Below are 19,115 nucleotides of genomic sequence, written 5' to 3'. Positions count from 1 at the left end.
AGTCAAAGGTGGGAGCTGGCTTGCCTGCGATGGCGGCTTTGAACCCACCCCAGATCTCAGCGATTAAGCCACTCCAACATCCCCAGCCCAGCCGCTCTGCCACTGGCAAAACACCCCGTCAGCAAATACCCACCAGTGGGCGCCTCCCAGTCCAGCATTTCCCCCGCACAAAACACCCCAGGCAATGGCTTGAGCATCAACCGCTCATCCAGCGCTTCAAACGGCACACCCCCCGCCGTACTGATCGCCTCATCCATCGGCCGCGTCCTCACCAATGTCAGCGGCAACGCCTTGATATCCACTGCCAACTGCGCCGGATCGGTGAAGTGTTCAGCGGGCGTCAGCTCGCGCAGCAGGGCGGCTTTCACGCCATCCAACCCCAACTGACTGTGCAAGTGCTTGCTCATCGACCGCGAACCCCGGGGCTTGGCCAATGCGGCCTGCACTTTGTCCAGCGGCTTGCTCGGCAGCAAATCGATATGCACCGTGGCTGCACCGCTGCGGTTGATCGCTTCGCGAATTGGCGCCGACAAGGCGTAAATCAAACTGCCTTCAATACCGGTGGCGGTTATCACGCATTCACCCAGCCGAGGCTTGTCATCCCCCAGGCCAATGGCGACGTTTTTCAACGGTGCGCCAGCGAATTTGCTGACCATCAACTCGCTCCACGCCGACACTTCGAACCCGCAGTTGCTCGGTTGCAGGCGCACATAGGGCAGGCCTTTGCCTTCAAACAGGTTCAGCCACGCACCGTCAGAGCCCAGGCGCGACCAACTGCCGCCGCCCAGGGCCAGCAACACCGCGTCGCTGTGGACAACTTTGTCGCCGTCCGGGCTGTGGATAAGTAAATCGCCCTCGGCATTCCAACCGGTCCAACGATGCCGGGTGTGGATAACCACACCTTGATCCCGCAGGCGCTTGAGCCAAGCGCGCAACAGCGGCGCGGCTTTCATGTCGGTAGGAAATACGCGGCCGGAGGTGCCGACAAAGGTCTGGATACCCAGGCCATGGATCCATTCGCACAACGCCTCGGCGCCGAAGCTGCGCAGCAGCGGGGCCATGTGCGGGGCGCGTTCGGCGTAGCGCGACAGAAACGCCGGGTAGGCTTCGGAGTGGGTGATATTCATGCCGCCCACACCTGCCAACAGGAACTTGCGCCCCACTGAAGGCATGCCGTCGTACAGGTACACGCGCACGCCCGCCTGGCTCAAGACTTCGGCGGCCATCAGCCCGGCGGGGCCGCCGCCGATAATGGAGACGTGGTGGGCAGAAGTCTGAGGCATGGGCAGGGCTACGGTGATGTGAATAGGCCGAGCATTCTACCCGACCACGACGCCGCTGCCTGATCAAAAAACGTACACTTTCCTACAGGCCATGCGGCCACTCGCTTGCAGCCGCTTACGCTCAAGTTATCCACAGGCCGTTCCACAGGCATTGTGAGTAACACCCAGAATTCAATGACAGCCTGATGACGTCCACACCCGCTGCGCGCTGTGATGCAGGATGCCGTGACGACGGGCGAGGGCGGGGCGGTCTTTGCTGTAACCGCCGCCGATCACGCCCATCACCGGTATGTCGCGGCCCAGGCAGTGGCGCATCACGCTTTCATCGCGGGCGGCGACGCCTGCGTCTGTCAGCTTGAGGTAACCGAGGGCGTCGTCCTTGTGTACATCCACGCCAGCGTCGTACAGCACCAGGTCGGGCTGGTAGAGCGGCAGCAAGTAGTTGAGCGCGTCATCCACTACCTTGAGGTAGTCGGCATCGCCCATGCCCATGGGCAGCGGGATGTCCCAGTCGCTTTGGGCCTTGCGTGCCGGGAAGTTCTTTTCGCAGTGCAGCGACACGGTGATGGCGTCCGGTGTGTCGTGGAGGATGCGTGCGGTGCCATCGCCCTGGTGCACGTCGCAATCGAAGATCAGCACGCGATTGACCCGGCCGCTGGCCAGCAGATAGCGGCTGATCACTGCCAGGTCGTTGAAAATGCAGAATCCCGCCGGATAATCGTAATGGGCGTGGTGGGTACCACCGGCCAAATGGCAGGCCAGGCCATGTTCGAGGGCCTGTTCAGCCGCCAGTATCGAGCCACCCACCGCACGCACGGTGCGCCTCGCCAGGGCTTCGCTCCAGGGCAGGCCGAGGCGGCGCTGGTCTTCGCGAGACAGTTCGCCGCCCATGTAGCGTTCGATATACCCAGGTTCATGGGCCAGGGCCAGGATGTCTGCCGGGCACAGCTGCGGGCGCAGCAATTGGCTGTCCTGGGTCAGGCCACTGTCCACCAGGTGGTCACGCAATAGGCGAAACTTGTCCATGGGGAAGCGGTGGTCCGCCGGGAACTCAGGGCTGTAGTCTTCGTGGTAGATCAATGGCAAGGGCATGGGATTTTCTGACGGGAACCTGCGAAGGATCTTAACAGCGCTGTACACTCACGCACATGGCAAGGCAGGGGGACCCATGGAGCCGATACTGGAATTGGAAAGTGCACGGCTGGTGCTGCGTCAATGGCGCGACAGCGACCTGCCGGAATTTGCGCGCATGTGCGCTGACTCGCAGGTGATGCGCTACTTTCCGGCTAAATTGAGCCACTTGGAAAGCGCCGCGCTGATCGGTCGGATTCGCGGGCATTTTGCTGAATATGGCTTTGGTTTCTGGGCGTTGCAGCGCAAAGACACCGGTGAATTTATCGGCGTGACGGGCCTTGCGAATGTCAGCTTCGAAGCGGGCTTCACCCCGGCGGTGGAGATTGGTTGGCGCCTGGCCCGTGAGCATTGGGGCCTGGGCTATGCCAGTGAGGCGGCCTGGACCGCACTGCGCTGCGGCTTTGATCGCTTGCAGTTGGACGAAGTCGTCGCCTTTACCACCGAGGCCAATCTGCCGTCACAAAAAGTCATGCAGGCCATCGGTATGCATTACGATCCGCAGGCAGATTTCGAACACCCCAAAGTCGCAGCCGGTGACCCGCTGCGCCCGCATGTTTTGTACCGCATCACCCGCGCCCAATGGTTGGACACGCTGCACGGATAAGCAGCCCGGAATGCCCTATTGATTGTAGGAGTTGCTCTATGAGCCAAGTATTGGAAGATCTGGTGGACTTGCTGACCCTGGAGCCGATCGAGGAGAACCTCTTTCGCGGCCGCAGCCAGGACCTGGGCTTTCGCCAGTTGTTCGGCGGCCAGGTGCTCGGCCAGTCGTTGTCGGCGGCCAGCCAGACCGTAGAAGAAGCGCGGCATGTGCATTCCCTGCACGGTTATTTCTTGCGCCCTGGCGATGCCGCGTTGCCGGTGGTGTATTCGGTGGACCGCGTGCGCGATGGCGGCAGCTTCAGCACGCGCCGTGTCACCGCGATTCAAAAGGGCCATCCGATCTTTACCTGTACCACCTCGTTCCAGTACGACGAAGCTGGCTTCGAGCACCAGACCACCATGCCGGTGGTGGTGGGCCCGGAGAATCTGCCGTCGGAGCTGGAGCTGACCCAACAGCGTGCGCACCTGATCCCCGAGCACATGCGCGACAAGCTGCTGTGCCCCAAGCCCATCGAAGTGCGCCCGGTCACCGAAAAAGACCCGTTCAACCCGCAGCCGTCCGACCCGGTCAAGTACGTGTGGTTTCGTGCCGACGGCGCCCTGGCGGATTCGCCGGCGCTGCATAAGTACTTGCTGGCCTACGCCTCGGACTTCGGCCTGTTGACCACCTCGTTGCTGCCCCACGGCAAGACCGTGTGGCAAAAAGACATGCAGGTGGCCAGCCTCGACCACGCGCTGTGGTTCCACGCCGACCTGCGTGCCGATGACTGGTTGCTGTACGCCATGGATAGCCCATGGGCCGGCAATTCCCGGGGTTTCTCCCGCGGCAGCGTGTACAACCGCGCCGGGCAACTGGTGGCATCGGTGACCCAGGAAGGCTTGATCCGCCATCGCAAGGACTGGGCATGAGCCTGTCAGACGTTAAACATTGGGTGTTCGACATGGACGGCACGCTGACGGTGGCAGTGCATGACTTTGCCGCCATTCGCGTGGCGTTGGAGATTGCGCCTGAGGACGACATCCTCACGCACCTGGCTGCATTGCCGGCGGATGTCGCGGCAGCCAAACATGCCTGGCTGCTGGAGCATGAGCGCGAGTTGGCGCTGGGGTCGGTCGCGGCCGAAGGTGCCGTTGAGTTGGTAAGGGAATTGGCCGGGCGTGGTTATCGCCTGGGCATCCTGACCCGTAATGCGCGGGAATTGGCCCATATCACTCTGCAAGCGATTGGCTTGGCGGACTGCTTTGCCATTGAGGATGTGCTGGGGCGGGATGACGCGCCGCACAAGCCTGATCCGGGTGGCCTGTTGAAACTGGCTGCGGCCTGGGGGGTAGCGCCGAGCGAGATGGTGATGGTCGGGGATTATCGCTTTGACCTGGATTGTGGCCGGGCGGCGGGGGCCAGGACGGTGTTGGTGAACTTGCCGGATAACCCGTGGCCGGAGTTGGCGGATTGGCATGCCGAGGATTGTGCGGCGCTGCGCCGAATGATCTAACCCAGGCGACGGAGATCAAATGTGGGAGGGGGCTTGCTCCCGATTGCAGTGTGTCAGCCAGCCTATGTTTAGCTGGCACACCGCTATCGGGAGCAAGCCCCCTCCCACATTTTGATTGGGTTCCTTCAGGTGCTACTGGGCAAACAGCACCTTTTCTCCCTCTGGCGAGGTAAACATCTTATCCCCGTCATGCCCCACCCCTGGCACTTCCACCAGCTCGTGACTCAACTGCGGATGGCGCAGTTTGAGGTAGCCAAAGTAGTTGTGCCCACGAATCAGCCGATACGCACCCTGGGTTTCGGCCTCGCAGCTTTTATCCAGTGCCGGGTGGTTGGGGTCGGTGTCCTGCTGGCCCAACAGGTAAGTGATGTCGCGTGAGACGTAGGCTTTTTCCAGTTGCTGGGCGCCTCGGTCACCCACGTAATCGGGCAGCTTTTGCATGCCGTATTTCCAGTCGTTGAAGCTTGGGCAACTGGCCGTATCGAACGGCACCGGCCGCTGCGGGCTGAAGTAGGCGTAGGACGATGGGTTGGCCACCACGTACCGCAGGCTGATGCCTTCGGTTTGCAGCAACGGGTGTTCATGGCCGGTGAGGGCGAAGCGTTGGACGACCTGGCCGCCACCGGAATGCCCGGCGATCACGATTTCCTTCAGCGCCGGGAACAGCTTGCGGTTGCCCAGGTGCTTGATGATCTGGTCCAGAGCGCCATAAGAACTGACCTGCCCAGGCGCGGTGGAAGCTTCGCCAGCCATCCAGTCGTTGCCCTTCCAACGCAATACCTGATTGCCCAGATGGTTACGCTTCACGTCCGATTGATTCAGAAACTGCGGCGCGATCACCAGCGTAGTGCCGCCGACCCCGGCATGGGTGGCGGCGTCGATACCGCTTTGCAGATAGGTCTGCGCATTGCGCAGGCGGCCGTGCACGATGATCAGCGCACGCGTGACCTTGGGCAGCGGCTGGCGCCAGTCCTGGCTTACGCCGAGGCTGAGGTCGCCCGCCTCCAGATGAAAGCGATCGGGGCTGACCACCTTGACGCCGTGTTCAGCCGCCAGGGTGCAGCAGGACACGAACACACCCAGCAGCACCCCCAATCGTTTGATCATTTAGAGACTCTTGGCCGCGAAGGTATCGCATTGAGTGATCTGGCCCTGTGCGAAGCCAGTCTTGAACCAGCGTACCCGTTGCGCCGAGGTGCCGTGGGTAAACGAGTCCGGCACCACGCGCCCTTGCCCCTGTTGCTGCAAGCGGTCATCGCCAATGGCGTTGGCTGCATTCAGGGCTTCTTCGATATCGCCGGGCTCCAGCCAGTTCAGGCGTTTTTGCGCCCGATTGGCCCACACCCCGGCAAAGCAGTCGGCTTGCAGCTCCTGGCGTACCAGCAGGCCGCCATCGCCTTCCATTTGCCGACCCTGTTGGCGCGCCGCCTGGATCTTGGACGAGATGCCGAGCAGGGTTTGCACGTGATGCCCGACTTCGTGGGCGATCACGTAGGCCTGGGCGAAATCGCCGGCGGCCTGGAAGCGTTGCGACATTTCGCGGAAGAAATCCAGGTCCAGGTAGACCTGCTGGTCAGCCGGGCAATAGAACGGGCCGCTGGCCGAGGTGGCGCCACCGCAGGCGGAGTTCACCCGGCCACGGAACAGCACCAGCTTTGGGTTCTTGTAGGCCAGGCCGTTTTCCTGGAACACCTGGCCCCAGGTGTCTTCGGTATCGCCCAACACCGCCCGCACAAAGTCGGCGTGCTCATCATTGGCCGGTGGCGCCTGGCGCGATTGCGAACTCACCGACGGCGCCTGCTCCATCTGCCCCGTCAACTGGCCGAGGATCTGCATCGGGTCTTGCCCGGTCAGCCAGCCAATACCTACGACCAGCACAATGGCCGTCAGGCTCAGGCCCTTGCCGCCGCCAAAGCGCATACCGCCACCGCCGCCGCCACTGTCATCGCGGGCATCCACCACGTTGTCGCTGCGTCGGCCTTTTTTCCATAGCATGGGAGCATTCCTCTGTGTGCTAACCGTGATTGATTATGGTCGGTATTAACGGCAATAGCCTTCGCCGGTGGTCACGATCAGGCAGTCTTTTTTATCCGCCAGCCATTTCAGGCCGGTGGCGGCGCCGTCTCCGGCGCGCAACAGCTGCGGGCCGTCGGGGCGGGTGAAGGCGATGCCATCTTCGTTCGCTTCACCTTTGAAGGTGCCGGAACTGTCGGCGTCGAGGCCGTATTGCATGGTCAGAAGGTAGTGGCCGCGGCCGATGCTGTCGTCCTTGGCGATGGTCAGGTGCAAGCCTTCGACGCCGATCCATTTGCCGACCCATTGATCGGTGGGCGGCGTTTGCGGCACCAGGGTCGCCTGTACAGACGGCGGCGCGGACTTGGGGGCTTCCTTGGCTTTATCGCAGGCGGTAAGCAGGGCGAGGGCAGACAGAACAAACAGGATTTTTTTCATAGCGGCAAGGCCTTGATTAAAAAGTGTGCAACGCCTGGGCGAGCGTGCAGGGTTGGACTCGATTCCAGTGATTTAGTGCGCTGTTCGCCCGCTGTTTGGTTATGCTCTTGGAGCAGGCGCTGGCCCGGCTGCTAGATTACCGGGTTGAGTACCATCGCGTTCAGCCCGCCAGCAAGAGAATTCCATGACTGTCAGTACCCCCCTCTCAGGCGTCAACCATCCCTTCAAAGGCATCCTGCTGATTGTGGTGGCGACGTTCCTGTTCTCCAGCCACGACGCCTTGTCCAAATACCTGGCCGGGTTCTACCCCATTGTGATGGTGGTGTGGGCGCGCTACCTGGTGCACACCCTGCTGATGGCCGGGATCTTCCTGCCGCAATCAGGCTTGCGCGTGCTGCGCAGCAAGCGCCCGGGTATGCAGGTGGTACGTGCCTTGTGCCTGTTGGGCACCAGCCTGTTTTTCACCGCCGCATTGCACTACATCCCATTGGCCGAGGCCACGGCGGTGAACTTCCTCGCGCCGATCCTGGTGACAGCGCTGTCGGTGCCGCTGTTGGGCGAACATGTGACACGCGGCCAGTGGCTGGCGGTGATCTGCGGCTTTATCGGGGTGCTGGTCATCATCCATCCCGGCGGCGAACTGTTCACGCCGGCGGTGCTGCTGCCGTTGTGTTCGGCGACGTTCTTCTGTTTTTACCAACTGTTGACGCGCATCCTCAGTAAGTTCGATACGCCGACCACCAGCAACTTCTTCGCCGGGCTGTGCAATACCCTGGTCATGAGCGCCATGGTGCCGTTCTTCTGGCAGGTGCCGAGCCTGTGGCATGGCGTGCTGATGCTGGCACTGGGGACCTGCGGGATGACGGCACACCTGATGCTCACCCAGGCGTTCCGCTTTGCGGCGCCGGCCTTGCTGGCGCCGTTTGGCTATTGCCAGATTGTGTTTGCGGGGTTGTTGGGCTGGCTGGTGTTCAGCCATACCCCCGATACAACCACGGTGGTCGGTATCGGGGTGATCTGCATGAGCGGGTTGGCCGCTGCCTGGCAGCAGCGGCGCAGGTAGGTCAAAGGTCGACGGTAGGAATCTTGCGCGGTGCCATGAAGTACATCCAGGTCAGCGCAATGAAGTACATCGCCGGGATCAGGGTGAATAACACTGTGTAGTTGTTGTTGGTCACCGTGAGGATATGGCCGACGATCTGGGTCATGAACATGCCGCCGATGGCCGCGCACATGCCGCCGAAGCCGAACACCGTGCTCATCATGTGCTTGGGCGTGTAGTCCATCACCAGGCTCCAGATGTTGGCGGTCCAGGCCTGGTGGGCGCCGATGGCCAGGGAGATGGCGAACACCGCGACCCACAGCTGGCTGGAGCCGGCCGCCATGATCACACCGACTATGCAGCAGGCGAACAGCAGCATCGACAAGAGCCGCGCCTTGATCGAGTTCATCCCGCGGCCGATCAGGAATGACGACAGAATCCCGCCTCCCACGCTGCCGAAGTCGGCGGTCAGGTAAATGATGATCAGCGGAATGCCCATCTGCGTCACGTTGATGCCCAGGTTGTATTGCTGGTTCAAAAACGGCGGCAGCCAGTACAGGTAGAACCAGAACACCGGCGCAGTCAGCGCGTAGGCGATGGCGAAGGCCCAGGTGCCACGCATACGCAGGATGCGGCTGAACGGCACGCGGGGCTGTTCGGGCTCGACTTCCTGTTGCACGTAGTCCAGTTCCGATTGTTTAACGCTTGGGTGGTCTTCCGGGTTGTAGTACTTCAACCCCCAGAACACCAGCCAGATCGCACCGAGTGCCGACATGCACAGGAACGCCGCCTGCCAGCCCCACACGTGCAGGATCAACGGCAGCAGCATCGGTGTCATCATCGCGCCGACGTTGGTGCCGGCGTTGAAGATGCCGGTGGCCACCGCACGTTCACCCGCCGGGAACCACAAACGTGTGGTCTTGACGCAGGCGGGGTAGTTGGCGGCTTCGGTCAGGCCGAGGATAAATCGGCAGACCATAAAGCCCACCGCCGAAGTGGCCAGACCGTGGGCGCCGGTGGCCAGGCTCCACAGCAGCACGGCGCAAAAGAACACGCGCTTGACGCCTACGCGGTCGATCAGGCGACCTTGCAGCACAAAGCCGATGGCGTAGCCGACCTGGAACCAGAAGTTGATGTTGGCGTAGTCCATCGCCGTCCAGCTCATTTCTTTGGCCAGGATCGGTTGCATCACGCCCAGGGCGGCGCGGTCGATGTAATTCAGGGTGGTGGCAAAAAACACCAGGGCCAGCATGCCCCAGCGCGTTTTACCCACGGCCAGGGCACCGCGGATCTTGTCGCCGATGCCGGCGTGCGGGTTGCCCGGGCGCGTGGCCAGGGCTGGATTTTGCAGAGGCATGAGGTCGTACCCGTTTTTTTGAAATTCTTATGGTGTGTTCTGGGTCTTTGTTACGTGAACGAATTGCCCGGTCGATGGTGCGCAGTGGTTAAAAAGTCGTCAATTCGCCAAACGGGCATAGTGTTCGATAATCGCACCAAAAACTAACCGGTTCGTACATTTTAATTGCTGCCTGTAGGCTGGGGGCGAATAATTTGCCACAAACAACAATTGCCGGGAGTCTTCCATGCAACGTTCTATTGCCACTGTGTCCTTGAGCGGCACCCTGCCGGAAAAGCTTGAGGCTATTGCCGCCGCCGGGTTTGATGGGGTGGAAATCTTCGAGAACGATTTGTTGTATTACGACGGCAGCCCCCGGGAAGTCAGGCAGATGTGCGCCGACCTGGGCATTGCCATCACCTTGTTCCAACCGTTTCGCGACTTCGAAGGATGCCGCCGCGACCGCCTGGCGCGCAACCTGGAGCGCGCCGAGCGCAAGTTTGACTTGATGCAAGAGCTGGGAACCGACCTGGTATTGGTGTGCAGTAATGCCTCGGCCGACAGCGTGGGCGACGAACGTATTCTGCTCGATGACTTGAGCCTGCTGGCCGAACACGCGGGCAAGCGCGGCCTGCGCATCGGCTATGAAGCATTGGCCTGGGGCAAGCATGTGAACACCTGGCAGCAGGTGTGGAACCTGGTGCGCCAGATCGATCACCCAAGCCTGGGCGTGTTGCTCGACAGCTTCCACACCTTGTCGCTCAAGGGCGACCCCAGCGCCATTGCGCAGATCCCCGGCGACAAGGTTTTCTTTGTGCAAATGGCCGACGCGCCGATCCTGGCCATGGATGTGCTGGAGTGGAGCCGGCATTTCCGCTGCTTCCCGGGGCAGGGCGAGTTCGACCTGGCGGGCTTTCTTGCTCCAATCATCCAGAGTGGCTACACCGGGCCGTTGTCCCTGGAAATTTTCAACGACGGTTTCCGCGCCGCGCCGACTCGGGCGAATGCGGCGGATGGCTTGCGGTCACTGTTATACCTGGAAGAAAAAACCCGCCAACGCCTGGCTGAACAAGCCCCCGCTGCGCCCGTGGACATCCTGTTTGAAACCCCGGCGGCCAGCGAATATGACGGTATCGAGTTTCTTGAATTTGCCGTGGATGAAAGCCTCGGCGCCAAACTGACCCACTGGCTGGAGCGCCTGGGTTTCGCCAAGGCCGGTCAGCATCGCTCGAAGAATGTGAGCCTGTTGCGCCAGGGTGACATCAACCTGATCCTCAACTGCGAACCCTATTCTTTCGCCCACAACTTTTTCGAGGCCCATGGCCCATCGCTGTGCGCCACCGCGATTCGGGTCAAGGACAGCGCCAAGGCCCTGGAGCGGGCGGTGGCCTACAAGGGCCAGCCTTATCGCGGCCTGGTCGGCCCCAACGAGCTGGAATTGGCCGCGGTGCGTGCGCCGGACGGCAGCCTGATCTACCTGGTGGACCCCAGCGAAGGCGGGCTGTACGACACCGATTTCAACCTGCAAGTGGCCACACCTGCCAGCGGTGGCTTGTTGCGCATCGATCATATGGCCATGGCGCTGCCGGCGGACAGCCTCGACAGTTGGGTGCTGTTCTACAAAAGCCTGCTGGATTTCGAAGCCGATGACGAAGTGGTGCTGCCCGACCCTTACGGCTTGGTGAAGAGCCGTGCGTTGCGCAGCCGTTGCAGTTCGATTCGCCTGCCGCTGAACATCTCCGAAAACCGCAATACGGCGATTTCCCACGCGCTTTCCAGCTATCGCGGTTCGGGCGTGCACCATATTGCCTTCGATTGCGCGGATATTTTCGCCGAGGTGCGCCGGGCCAAAGAGGCCGGCGTACCGTTGTTGGATATTCCACTCAACTATTACGACGACCTGGCGGCGCGCTTCGATTTCGACGATGAGTTCCTCAGTGAGCTGGCGTATTACAACGTGCTGTACGACCGCGACGCCCAGGGCGGTGAGTTGTTTCATGTGTACACCGAGGCGTTCGAAGGGCGGTTTTTCTTCGAGATCATCCAGCGCAAGAACGGCTATGCCGGCTACGGCGCGGCCAACGTAGCGGTGCGTCTGGCGGCGATGGCCAAGTCGCGCAGTGGGGCGGTACGCCAGGCCCGGCTATAACCGCAGGCAGGTGCTTCCTTCGGGAAGCGCCGCGGCCCATAATCAGCGCTTGCAAACAATGGCCGTGAGCGCACCATGACCCCGAGTCCCGATCTCCCCGCGGTAGCTGACGCACCGCGCAAGAGTCGCAAGAACAATCCGGAAAAGACCCGCGAGAATATTCTCCAGGAAGCCATTGTCGAGTTTGTTCAACAGGGCCTGGCCGGCGCTCGCGTGGACGCCATCGCCGAGCGCATCCACACCTCCAAGCGCATGATCTATTACTACTTCGGCAGTAAAGAGCAGTTATACGTCGAGGTATTGGAGAAGCTCTACGGCGATATCCGCAACACTGAAACCCGCATGAACCTCACGGCCCTGGAGCCGCGTGAGGCGATTCGCCGGCTGGTGGAATTCACCTTCGATCACCATGACCAGAACGTGGATTTCGTGCGCATCGTCAGCATCGAAAATATCCACAACGCCGAGTACGTCAAACGCACCGAGACCATCAAGGCGATGAACAGCAAGATCCTCGAAGGGCTGGGCGAGACCTTGCGCCGTGGCGCCGAACTGGGGTTGTTTCGCGAAGGGCTGGAGCCGTTGGACGTGCACCTGTTGATCAATTCGTTCAGCTTTTACCGGGTCTCCAACCGGCATACCTTCAGCGAGATATTCCAGATCGAACTGTCGGACGAGGCGATCAAGCACCGGCACCGGGAGATGATCTGCGAGTCGGTGTTGCGCTACCTGCAAGCCTGAGTTCAGCGCAGGGCCAATGTGGGAGGGGGCAAGTCGAATCGTCGCACCGCCCCTCCCACATTTGAACTCTGTTTCGGCAGTCAGCCATTCATGCTCTGGAAGTGCGCCAGCATCCTGTCTGCATCCGCCACTTCACCGCTGAACAACTCAAACGCCTTCACCGCCTGAAACACCGCCATGTTGCCGCCATCCAGGGTGCGGCAACCCAATGCGCGGGCGTCGCGCAGCAGTTCGGTTTCCAGCGGGAAATACACGATTTCCGCAACCCACAACCCTGCCCGCAACAACGCAGCGGGGACCGGTGTGCCGGGCAGCTTGGTCATGCCCATCGGCGTGGTATTGACTAAACCATCGGCCTCGGCCATCGCATTTTTCAGATCAGTGCCGACCTGGGCACGACCAGGGCCGAAGCGCTGCGCGAGGTTATCCACAAGGTCGCGGGCGCGGGAGGCGTCCACGTCGAAAATGCTCAAGTGCTCGACCCCCTCTGCCAGCAGCGCATGGGCCACCGCTGCGCCCGCGCCACCGGCGCCCATCTGCACCACGTGTCGGCGGGCAACGTCATGCAAGTTGCGGCGAAACCCTTCGGCGAAGCCCAGGCAATCGGTGTTGTGGCCGATGCGTTTACCGTCCTTGAACACCACGGTGTTGACTGCACCAATGCCCCGGGCCTCGTCGGACAAGTCATCAAGCAGGGGCAGGATCGCCTGCTTGCACGGGTAGGTAATGTTCAACCCGTTGAAGTGCATCAGCTCGGCGGCCCGCAGTAATTCCGGCAGGGCGTTGAGGTCCAGGCGCAGCGGCTCCAGGTCGATCAGGCGATACAGGTAGCGCAGGCCCTGGGCGTCACCCTCGAGTTCATGCAGGGCAGGGGTGCGGGAAGCCTGGATACCGGCGCCGATCAGGCCGGCGAGAATGCGCGGTTTCATCAGGCGCGTCCCTTGAGTGTCTGGCTGAAGTGCTCAAGCGCCAGGTGGTAGCCGTGGCTGCCAAACCCGGCCAGCACGGCCTTGGCGATGGGCGATACAAATGAATGCTGACGAAACGCTTCGCGCGCGTGCACGTTGGATAAATGCACTTCGATCACCGGCACTTCACTGGCCACCAGCGCATCGCGGATCGCGACCGAGGTGTGGGTCCAGGCCGCCGGGTTGATCACGATACCCGCACAACGGTTACGGGCGCCGTGGATCCAGTCGAGCAGTTCGCCTTCGTGGTTGGTCTGGCGAAACTCGATTTTCAGCCCGAGTTCAGTAGCGCTGCGACCACACAGGGCGGCGATGTCAGCCAGGGTTTCATGGCCATAAGTGGCCGGCTCGCGGGTGCCGAGCAGGTTGAGGTTGGGGCCGTTGAGCACCAGCACGATGGGCGGCATAGCGGGATCTCCACAGTTCTTATTGGTTATGTGGGTAAAATGTACTGGTTGGTTAGTTTGGTCAATTGATCGCAGCGGATCTGTGCGGTTATCGAACTGTTATCAACAACCTCTTACGGCCCGATCAGATTAGATATCAATTGAAAATCATTCTCGACAACGCTTAAGATGCCCGCCTGTTTCCTATACATTCCAGGGAGTCGGTTTGTCGGACGTGGATCTCAAGGGCCTGTTTCTCAAGCACGCCGATACCCTGCGCGGGTATCTGGCGCGCAAGGTACGGGACCCGCAATTGGCCGCAGACCTGGTGCAGGAGAGCTTCCTGCGGCTGGCGGAAAAACCGGCCGGTGAGCGCATCGACAACTCCCAGGGCTATCTCTATCGAACGGCAAGCAATCTGCTGATCGACCATATTCGTCAGGAAGCGCGGCGCAAGACCGACACCGTGCCCCATGAGGCGCTGGCCGAGATCGAAGATGACGTGGCCGGGTTGGAGGCTCAGGCAATGGCGCAGCAACAGCGACAGGCATTGAAGCAGGCACTGGCGGAACTGCCGGAGCGCACCCAGCAGATTTTTCGCTTGAACCGTATCGAAGGCATGACCCACGCCCAGGTCGCCCGGCACCTGGCTATCTCCGACAGCTCAGTGCAAAAGCATCTGGCCAAGGCGTTGGCCTATGTGATGCAGCGCTTGCAGGAAGGCGAGGTGGCGCCATCCGACGAATGAATTACCGAAAAATGCCAGGCCAGACGTCAGAGCGTCTACATAACGAAAATTCGAGATTCACACGTGAATAGCCAGGGTCCGCAACAGCACAGCATTACCGAGGCGGCTGCCGAATGGGCGGTGCGCCTGCACGCCGGTGCCCTGAGCGAACAGGAGCAGGCCGAGTTGCGCCAGTGGATCGCCCGCGACAGCCGTCACGAAGGGGCGCTGCGGTTTGCCGAGCAGACCTGGGCGGCATTGGGTGAAGTACATAAGGACGAGCCCGTACACCGACAACGGCCAGCCGCGCCGACCCCGCCCGTGCGCCGCACCAAACGCAGAAGGCCGTGGCAACGTGCAGCCGCTGTGGCGCTGGTCGTGGTGGTGGCCGGCGTCGGCTGGCTACGCGGGCCCGACGTGTTGCTGCACATGCAGGCCGACTACGTCACGCAAAAGGGAGAGGTGCGCACGGTGCACCTGGCGGACGGCAGTAGGGTGGAGCTGGATTCCGCCAGCGCCATTCGCCTGGATTACGATGGCGTGCAGCGGGGTATCAGCCTGCTCCAGGGCTCGGCGGTTTTTGATGTGGCGCCGATGAAAGGCGAAGAAACCCGGCCGTTCGTGGTGCACAGCGCCGGGGGCCAGACCCGGGCGCTGGGCACGCGGTTTGTGGTCGAGCGTGAGGGCCAGAGCCAGGCCTGGGTCGGTGTGCTGCAGCACAGCGTCGAGGTGTCTATGCAGGCCTCACCGACCACAGGCCCGGTCGAGCGCGTTGTGCAGCAAGGCCAGGCTGCGCGTTACAGCCCCGTTGAAGGTGTGGTCAGCCTTGATCAGTTTGATGTGGATCGCGCCACCAGTTGGCGGCGCGGTGTGTTGATCTTCGACCGCCAGCCGTTGGCCAAGGTTATCGAGCAACTCAACCGTTACCGCCCCGGGCGGGTAGTGTTGACCGACGCGGCCTTGGGTGAGCGCGAAGTCAGCGGTGTCTTCCGCCTGGACATGCTCGACAGCGCACTCGCCACCCTGACCCAGGAACTTCAAGTGCAACGCTTGGACCTGGCCGGCCTCAGCCTGATCTATTGACCTTTCGCGTTATCGGCAGCAGCTCTGTCCTGTGGCGAGCAAGCTTGCTTGCGACTGCTGCGCAGTCGAACGGGAGCAAGCTCCCCCGCCACACGCGGGCTGGTTTTCAAACCCTCATTAAAAATTTCTAAAAAGCCTTACTGACTTCCCGCGTCTCGCGCGTCTTGCTAGGTGAGAAGCATTCGCATAAACAAAAAACGCTTAGCGCAGGGATAACCACACATGTCAGCACTCACCAAGGGGCGTATCACCGGCAGCCGGTTGGCCCTGGCCATTCACTTGGGATTGTTTGCCGTCGCCGCGCCGGTGCATGCCGTGCAGCCTGCGGCTGGCGCAGCCCAATCTGCTGTGTTGAGGTTCGACATTCCTGCGCAATCCCTGGGCAGTGCAGTACTGGCGTTCGCCGATCAGGCGGGCCTGCAAGTGCTGTTCGACAGCCAGCGCCTGCAAGGGTTGAGCAGCTCCGCGCTCAAGGGCAGCTTCGACGTGCAGGAAGGTCTTGGCCGCCTGCTGGGTGCCGCACCGGTTGAATATCGTTTCACCGGCGAGCGCCAGGTCACCTTGACCCGCGTCGAGCAACAGGCCGGAGCGCTGGCCTTGGGGACCACCACCATCACCGGCCTGCACAAGCAGGACTGGGTGTATTCAACACCACGTTCGGTCAGCGTGGTCGATCGCGAGCAACTGGACCGCAACCCGCCACGCCATGCTGCCGAGATGCTCGAAGAGGCGCCTGGCGTCTATTCCGCCGTCAGCCAGCAAGACCCTGGCCTGTCCGTGAATATCCGCGGTATCCAGGACTATGGCCGGGTCAATATGTCGGTCGATGGCATGCGCCAGAATTACCAGCAGAGCGGCCACCAGCAACGCAATGGCACGCTGTATGTCGACCCAGAGTTGTTGTCCGAAGTGGTGATCGAAAAGGGCGCGACCTCAACCCAAGGCGGGGCTGGCGTGATTGGCGGGGTGGCCAATTTCCGTACCGTGGAGGCCGCCGACCTGCTCAAGGACGGCAAGCAAATCGGCGGGCGCATTCGCCTCACCACCGGGTTGGGCGGGCGCAGCAACGGCACGCACTTTATCGGCAGTTCGGCGTTTGCCGTGGGGACCGACGTGTGGGACATGTTGGTGGCCGCCAGTGAGCGTCACCTGGGCGATTACAACCCCGGCACCAAGGGCAGCATCGGCGAGCTGCGTACCGGTGCGGCGTACATGCCGGCCAGTGAAGAGCGCATCAAGCACAGCACGGTCGCCTATTCAGGCTCGGTGATGCGCTCGCGCCTGCTCAAGCTGGGGCTCAACCTGCCAGTTGATCAGCGTCTGCAACTGAGCTACCTGGTCACCGAGGTCGACTACGACGACGTCAACATGATGACCGCCGAAAAGTCCCAGTTGTGGGAAAAGCTCGGCAGCAGCAACGTCAAGGCGCAGAACTTCGCGCTGGATTACAGCTATGCACCGGACAACCCGCTGATCGACGTCAAGGCCAAGCTTTACCATGTGGATACCCGTAATGACCAATCCACGCTGGCCAGGGGGATCAGCAAGGGTTACGACGTTACCTATCAAACCAATACCTATGGCGTGCAGGCGCAGAACATCTCGACCTTCGCCCTGACCGAGCTGGCCGCACTCAAGGCCAACTACGGGCTGGAGTTTTTCTACGATAAGGTTCGGCCCGATTCCAACCAGGCCGTAGAAGCCGGCTCGGCGCTGACGGCGTCGGCGGCGGAAAGCATCACGCCCAAAGGCGACCGCGCGATGGGCAGCGTGTTCGGGCGCCTGGATCTGGACTACGACGGTTGGCTGAACCTCAACGCCGGCTTGCGTTATGACCGCTATCGGCTGCGCGGCGAAACCGGCTTGAACACCCGCACGTTCATCCTCGGCACCACCCGCCAGATTGGGGTGCCGGTCAATTACGACGTGGATCGCGAGGAGGGCCGCTTCTCCCCGACCTTCGGGCTGTCGATCAAGCCCGGCGTCGATTGGCTGCAGCTCTTCGCCACCTACGGCAAGGGCTGGCGTCCGCCGGCGGTGACCGAGGCCCTGGTCAGCGGTCGGCCCCATGGCGGTGGTTCGGAGTCGATTCTCCCCAACCCCTACCTCAAGCCGGAGCGATCCACTGCGTGGGAAGTCGGGTTCAATGTGCTCAAGCAAGACCTGCTGTTCGCCGATGATCGCGCGGGCATGAAAGTGTCGTACTTCAACACCCGGGTCGATGACTTTTCCTATATGGCCCTGGGCGTGCAGCCACCCGGTTATGGCAACGTCAATATCGGCAGTGCGGCCTACGTCAACAACCTGGAAACCACGCGTTTTCGTGGCCTTGAGTACCAGCTCGATTACGACGCCGGCTTTGCCTACGGCCAGTTCAACTACACGCGGATGCTCGGCAGCAACAAGTTCTGCAGCAAAACCGCCTGGCTCGGCGGCGTGACCAAAACCCAGAAGCGGCCCGGCAACCGGGCGCCGGTGGATGCGATGGTACCGGACGATGCGGCCAATGCCGGCGTGGGTTGCAGCGCGATCCTGGGCTCTTCCGAACACATGCCCATGGACCGTGGCACCGCCACCCTGGGCGCACGGTTCTTTGAACGCAAGCTGGATGTGGGCGTGCGCGCTCGCTACAGCGCGGGCTACTACGTCAAAGGCGCCGCCGGGGTGACCACCGCGCAAACCGGCGTCTATCCCGCCGACTGGAAGCCCTACACCGTCTATGACCTTTACGGCAGTTACCGCGCCACCGATCAACTGACCCTGCGCCTGGCCATGGAAAACGTCACCGACCGCGCCTACCTGGTGCCGTTGGGCGACGTGCTGGCCTTCACCCTGGGCCGTGGGCGCACGTTGCAAGGCACCGTTGAATATCAGTTCTGACCGCTTTTGCCCAGTAACGGGCAAAACCACAGCAGGCACTGGCTTGCTGCGGAGTGACCACCCAATGACTTGGAGTTTTGCATGAGCATTTCTATTTCATACAGCACGACCTACGCCGCCAACACCGTCGCTCAGTACCTGAGCGATTGGTCGGCCTACTTCGGTGATCTCAACCACCGTGAAGGTTCGGTCAAAGAGGGTGTGAACACCGGTGGTTTCAATCCTGGGCCGTTCGACGGCACCCAATATGGCGTTTCGAGCAGCGTCAGTGATGCGGCAGTGGTTGCCGAAGGCAGCCTGCATTACACCTTGTTCAATCCGCCGACCCACACCCTGTGGGGCTCGCTCGATGGCCTGACCCTGGGCGATACCCTTGCCGGTGGCGCAACCAGCGGTGGCTACAGCATCGCCAACCAGGAAGTCAGCTTCACCAACCTGGGCCTGTCGAGTCTGCAATCCGAAGGCCGTGACGGCCAGGTGCACAAAATCGTGTACGGCCTGATGAGCGGTGACAGTTCGGCGCTGGCCTCGGCAATTGACACCTTGCTCAAGGGCATCGACCCAAGCCTGTCGGTCAACTCCACCTTCGACCAACTGGCCGCCGCCGGTGTGGCGCATCAGGATTCGGCTGCGTTCGCCGCTGCCGATGTGGGCCTGGTCGGGATTCAGGATGCGCCGCAAGACTTCGCCCTGGCCGCCTGATGCAAAAAAGCCGATGAAAGCTCACGCCTTCACCGGCTTGGTTGAAACCCCGTCGCCGCCCGAGTTTTCGAAGGCCAGGGCGGCGGCGGGGGCAAATTCTGTGGGTGCGCCGCAGGTGCTGTCAACGCACCGGGCGA

General features: G+C 61.7%; 18 protein-coding genes. 10 read left to right on the top strand and 8 right to left on the bottom strand.

Annotated features, from left to right (window positions below; translation table 11 throughout):
* Positions 1–56: 56 nt before the first annotated feature.
* Both E4P00_RS13095 and E4P00_RS13090 read right to left on the bottom strand, forming a co-directional pair.
* Complete coding sequence (locus tag E4P00_RS13095; RefSeq protein ID WP_248131690.1) at positions 57–1,283, bottom strand: TIGR03862 family flavoprotein; 1,227 nt, start codon at positions 1,281–1,283, stop codon at positions 57–59.
* A 171-nt stretch (positions 1,284–1,454) separates the two neighbouring features.
* On the bottom strand, positions 1,455–2,375 hold the full coding sequence (locus E4P00_RS13090; protein ID WP_248131688.1) for a histone deacetylase: 921 nt from the start codon (positions 2,373–2,375) through the stop codon (positions 1,455–1,457).
* Positions 2,376–2,451: 76 nt separating this feature from the next.
* Between E4P00_RS13090 and E4P00_RS13085 the strand changes: the two genes are divergently transcribed.
* From E4P00_RS13085 to E4P00_RS13075, 3 genes are read left to right on the top strand one after another with little or no spacing between them, the layout of a single operon-like run.
* Positions 2,452–3,021, top strand: coding sequence for a GNAT family N-acetyltransferase (locus tag E4P00_RS13085; RefSeq protein WP_078822396.1), 570 nt, complete (start codon positions 2,452–2,454; stop codon positions 3,019–3,021).
* A 38-nt stretch (positions 3,022–3,059) separates the two neighbouring features.
* Positions 3,060–3,929 (top strand): acyl-CoA thioesterase II, encoded by an 870-nt coding sequence (gene tesB / locus E4P00_RS13080; RefSeq protein WP_005791655.1) that lies wholly within the window; start codon positions 3,060–3,062, stop codon positions 3,927–3,929.
* A complete protein-coding gene (locus E4P00_RS13075; RefSeq protein ID WP_078822395.1) occupies positions 3,926–4,513 on the top strand; it encodes an HAD family hydrolase in 588 nt (195 codons plus the stop codon). The genes tesB and E4P00_RS13075 overlap by 4 nt, the downstream gene beginning before the upstream one ends.
* Before the next feature lie 132 nt (positions 4,514–4,645).
* On the opposite strand, the gene E4P00_RS13070 is transcribed toward E4P00_RS13075, so the two are convergent.
* Genes E4P00_RS13070 through E4P00_RS13060 form a run of 3 tightly spaced genes read right to left on the bottom strand, consistent with a single transcriptional unit; the run spans position 4,646 to position 6,964 of the window.
* Positions 4,646–5,620 carry an alpha/beta hydrolase gene (locus tag E4P00_RS13070; RefSeq protein ID WP_248131686.1) on the bottom strand — a complete coding sequence of 325 codons (975 nt, stop codon included), beginning with the start codon at positions 5,618–5,620 and terminating at the stop codon, positions 4,646–4,648.
* Positions 5,621–6,508 (bottom strand): neutral zinc metallopeptidase, encoded by an 888-nt coding sequence (locus tag E4P00_RS13065; protein WP_078822392.1) that lies wholly within the window; start codon positions 6,506–6,508, stop codon positions 5,621–5,623. It lies immediately after the preceding gene.
* 45 nt (positions 6,509–6,553) lie between these two features.
* Positions 6,554–6,964: a membrane lipoprotein lipid attachment site-containing protein gene (locus E4P00_RS13060; RefSeq protein WP_248131684.1), complete on the bottom strand. Its 411-nt coding sequence runs from the start codon at positions 6,962–6,964 to the stop codon at positions 6,554–6,556.
* A 184-nt stretch (positions 6,965–7,148) separates the two neighbouring features.
* On the opposite strand from E4P00_RS13060, the gene E4P00_RS13055 reads away from it, so the two are divergent.
* The gene (locus tag E4P00_RS13055; protein WP_005791650.1) at positions 7,149–8,027 is read left to right on the top strand and encodes a DMT family transporter; all 879 of its coding nucleotides are present in this window, start codon (positions 7,149–7,151) and stop codon (positions 8,025–8,027) included.
* A 1-nt stretch (position 8,028) separates the two neighbouring features.
* Here E4P00_RS13055 and E4P00_RS13050 read toward each other — a convergent pair whose 3' ends face one another.
* On the bottom strand, positions 8,029–9,363 hold the full coding sequence (locus E4P00_RS13050) for an MFS transporter (RefSeq protein ID WP_032879362.1): 1,335 nt from the start codon (positions 9,361–9,363) through the stop codon (positions 8,029–8,031).
* Positions 9,364–9,589: 226 nt separating this feature from the next.
* On the opposite strand from E4P00_RS13050, the gene quiC reads away from it, so the two are divergent.
* Entirely contained in the window at positions 9,590–11,491 is a 1,902-nt protein-coding gene (gene quiC / locus E4P00_RS13045; protein WP_248131682.1) for a 3-dehydroshikimate dehydratase QuiC, read from the top strand.
* 75 nt (positions 11,492–11,566) lie between these two features.
* Positions 11,567–12,232: a TetR/AcrR family transcriptional regulator gene (locus tag E4P00_RS13040; RefSeq protein WP_032879366.1), complete on the top strand. Its 666-nt coding sequence runs from the start codon at positions 11,567–11,569 to the stop codon at positions 12,230–12,232.
* Positions 12,233–12,312: 80 nt separating this feature from the next.
* Here E4P00_RS13040 and E4P00_RS13035 read toward each other — a convergent pair whose 3' ends face one another.
* The gene (locus tag E4P00_RS13035) at positions 12,313–13,164 is read right to left on the bottom strand and encodes a shikimate dehydrogenase (RefSeq protein WP_248131715.1); all 852 of its coding nucleotides are present in this window, start codon (positions 13,162–13,164) and stop codon (positions 12,313–12,315) included.
* Positions 13,161–13,607 carry a type II 3-dehydroquinate dehydratase gene (gene aroQ, locus E4P00_RS13030; RefSeq protein WP_005791645.1) on the bottom strand — a complete coding sequence of 149 codons (447 nt, stop codon included), beginning with the start codon at positions 13,605–13,607 and terminating at the stop codon, positions 13,161–13,163. Before aroQ ends, E4P00_RS13035 begins: the two co-directional genes overlap by 4 nt.
* 205 nt (positions 13,608–13,812) lie before the next feature.
* Between aroQ and E4P00_RS13025 the strand changes: the two genes are divergently transcribed.
* The 4 genes from E4P00_RS13025 to E4P00_RS13010 all read left to right on the top strand — a co-directional run bounded on the left by E4P00_RS13025 (position 13,813) and on the right by E4P00_RS13010 (position 18,978).
* Positions 13,813–14,334 (top strand): RNA polymerase sigma factor, encoded by a 522-nt coding sequence (locus E4P00_RS13025; protein WP_032879370.1) that lies wholly within the window; start codon positions 13,813–13,815, stop codon positions 14,332–14,334.
* 63 nt (positions 14,335–14,397) lie between these two features.
* A complete protein-coding gene (locus tag E4P00_RS13020; protein ID WP_248131679.1) occupies positions 14,398–15,396 on the top strand; it encodes a FecR family protein in 999 nt (332 codons plus the stop codon).
* Between the two features lie 222 nt (positions 15,397–15,618).
* Positions 15,619–18,276 (top strand): TonB-dependent receptor, encoded by a 2,658-nt coding sequence (locus tag E4P00_RS13015; protein ID WP_248131677.1) that lies wholly within the window; start codon positions 15,619–15,621, stop codon positions 18,274–18,276.
* 81 nt (positions 18,277–18,357) lie between these two features.
* Positions 18,358–18,978 carry a heme acquisition protein HasA gene (locus E4P00_RS13010; protein WP_005791641.1) on the top strand — a complete coding sequence of 207 codons (621 nt, stop codon included), beginning with the start codon at positions 18,358–18,360 and terminating at the stop codon, positions 18,976–18,978.
* The last annotated feature ends 137 nt before the right edge of the window (positions 18,979–19,115 follow it).

This window comes from Pseudomonas sp. B329, from assembly GCF_023127835.1.
Classification (GTDB): domain Bacteria; phylum Pseudomonadota; class Gammaproteobacteria; order Pseudomonadales; family Pseudomonadaceae; genus Aquipseudomonas; species Aquipseudomonas synxantha_A.
The sequence above is the reverse complement of the archived record's forward strand: the minus strand, read 5'-3'. Positions and strand labels throughout refer to the sequence as shown.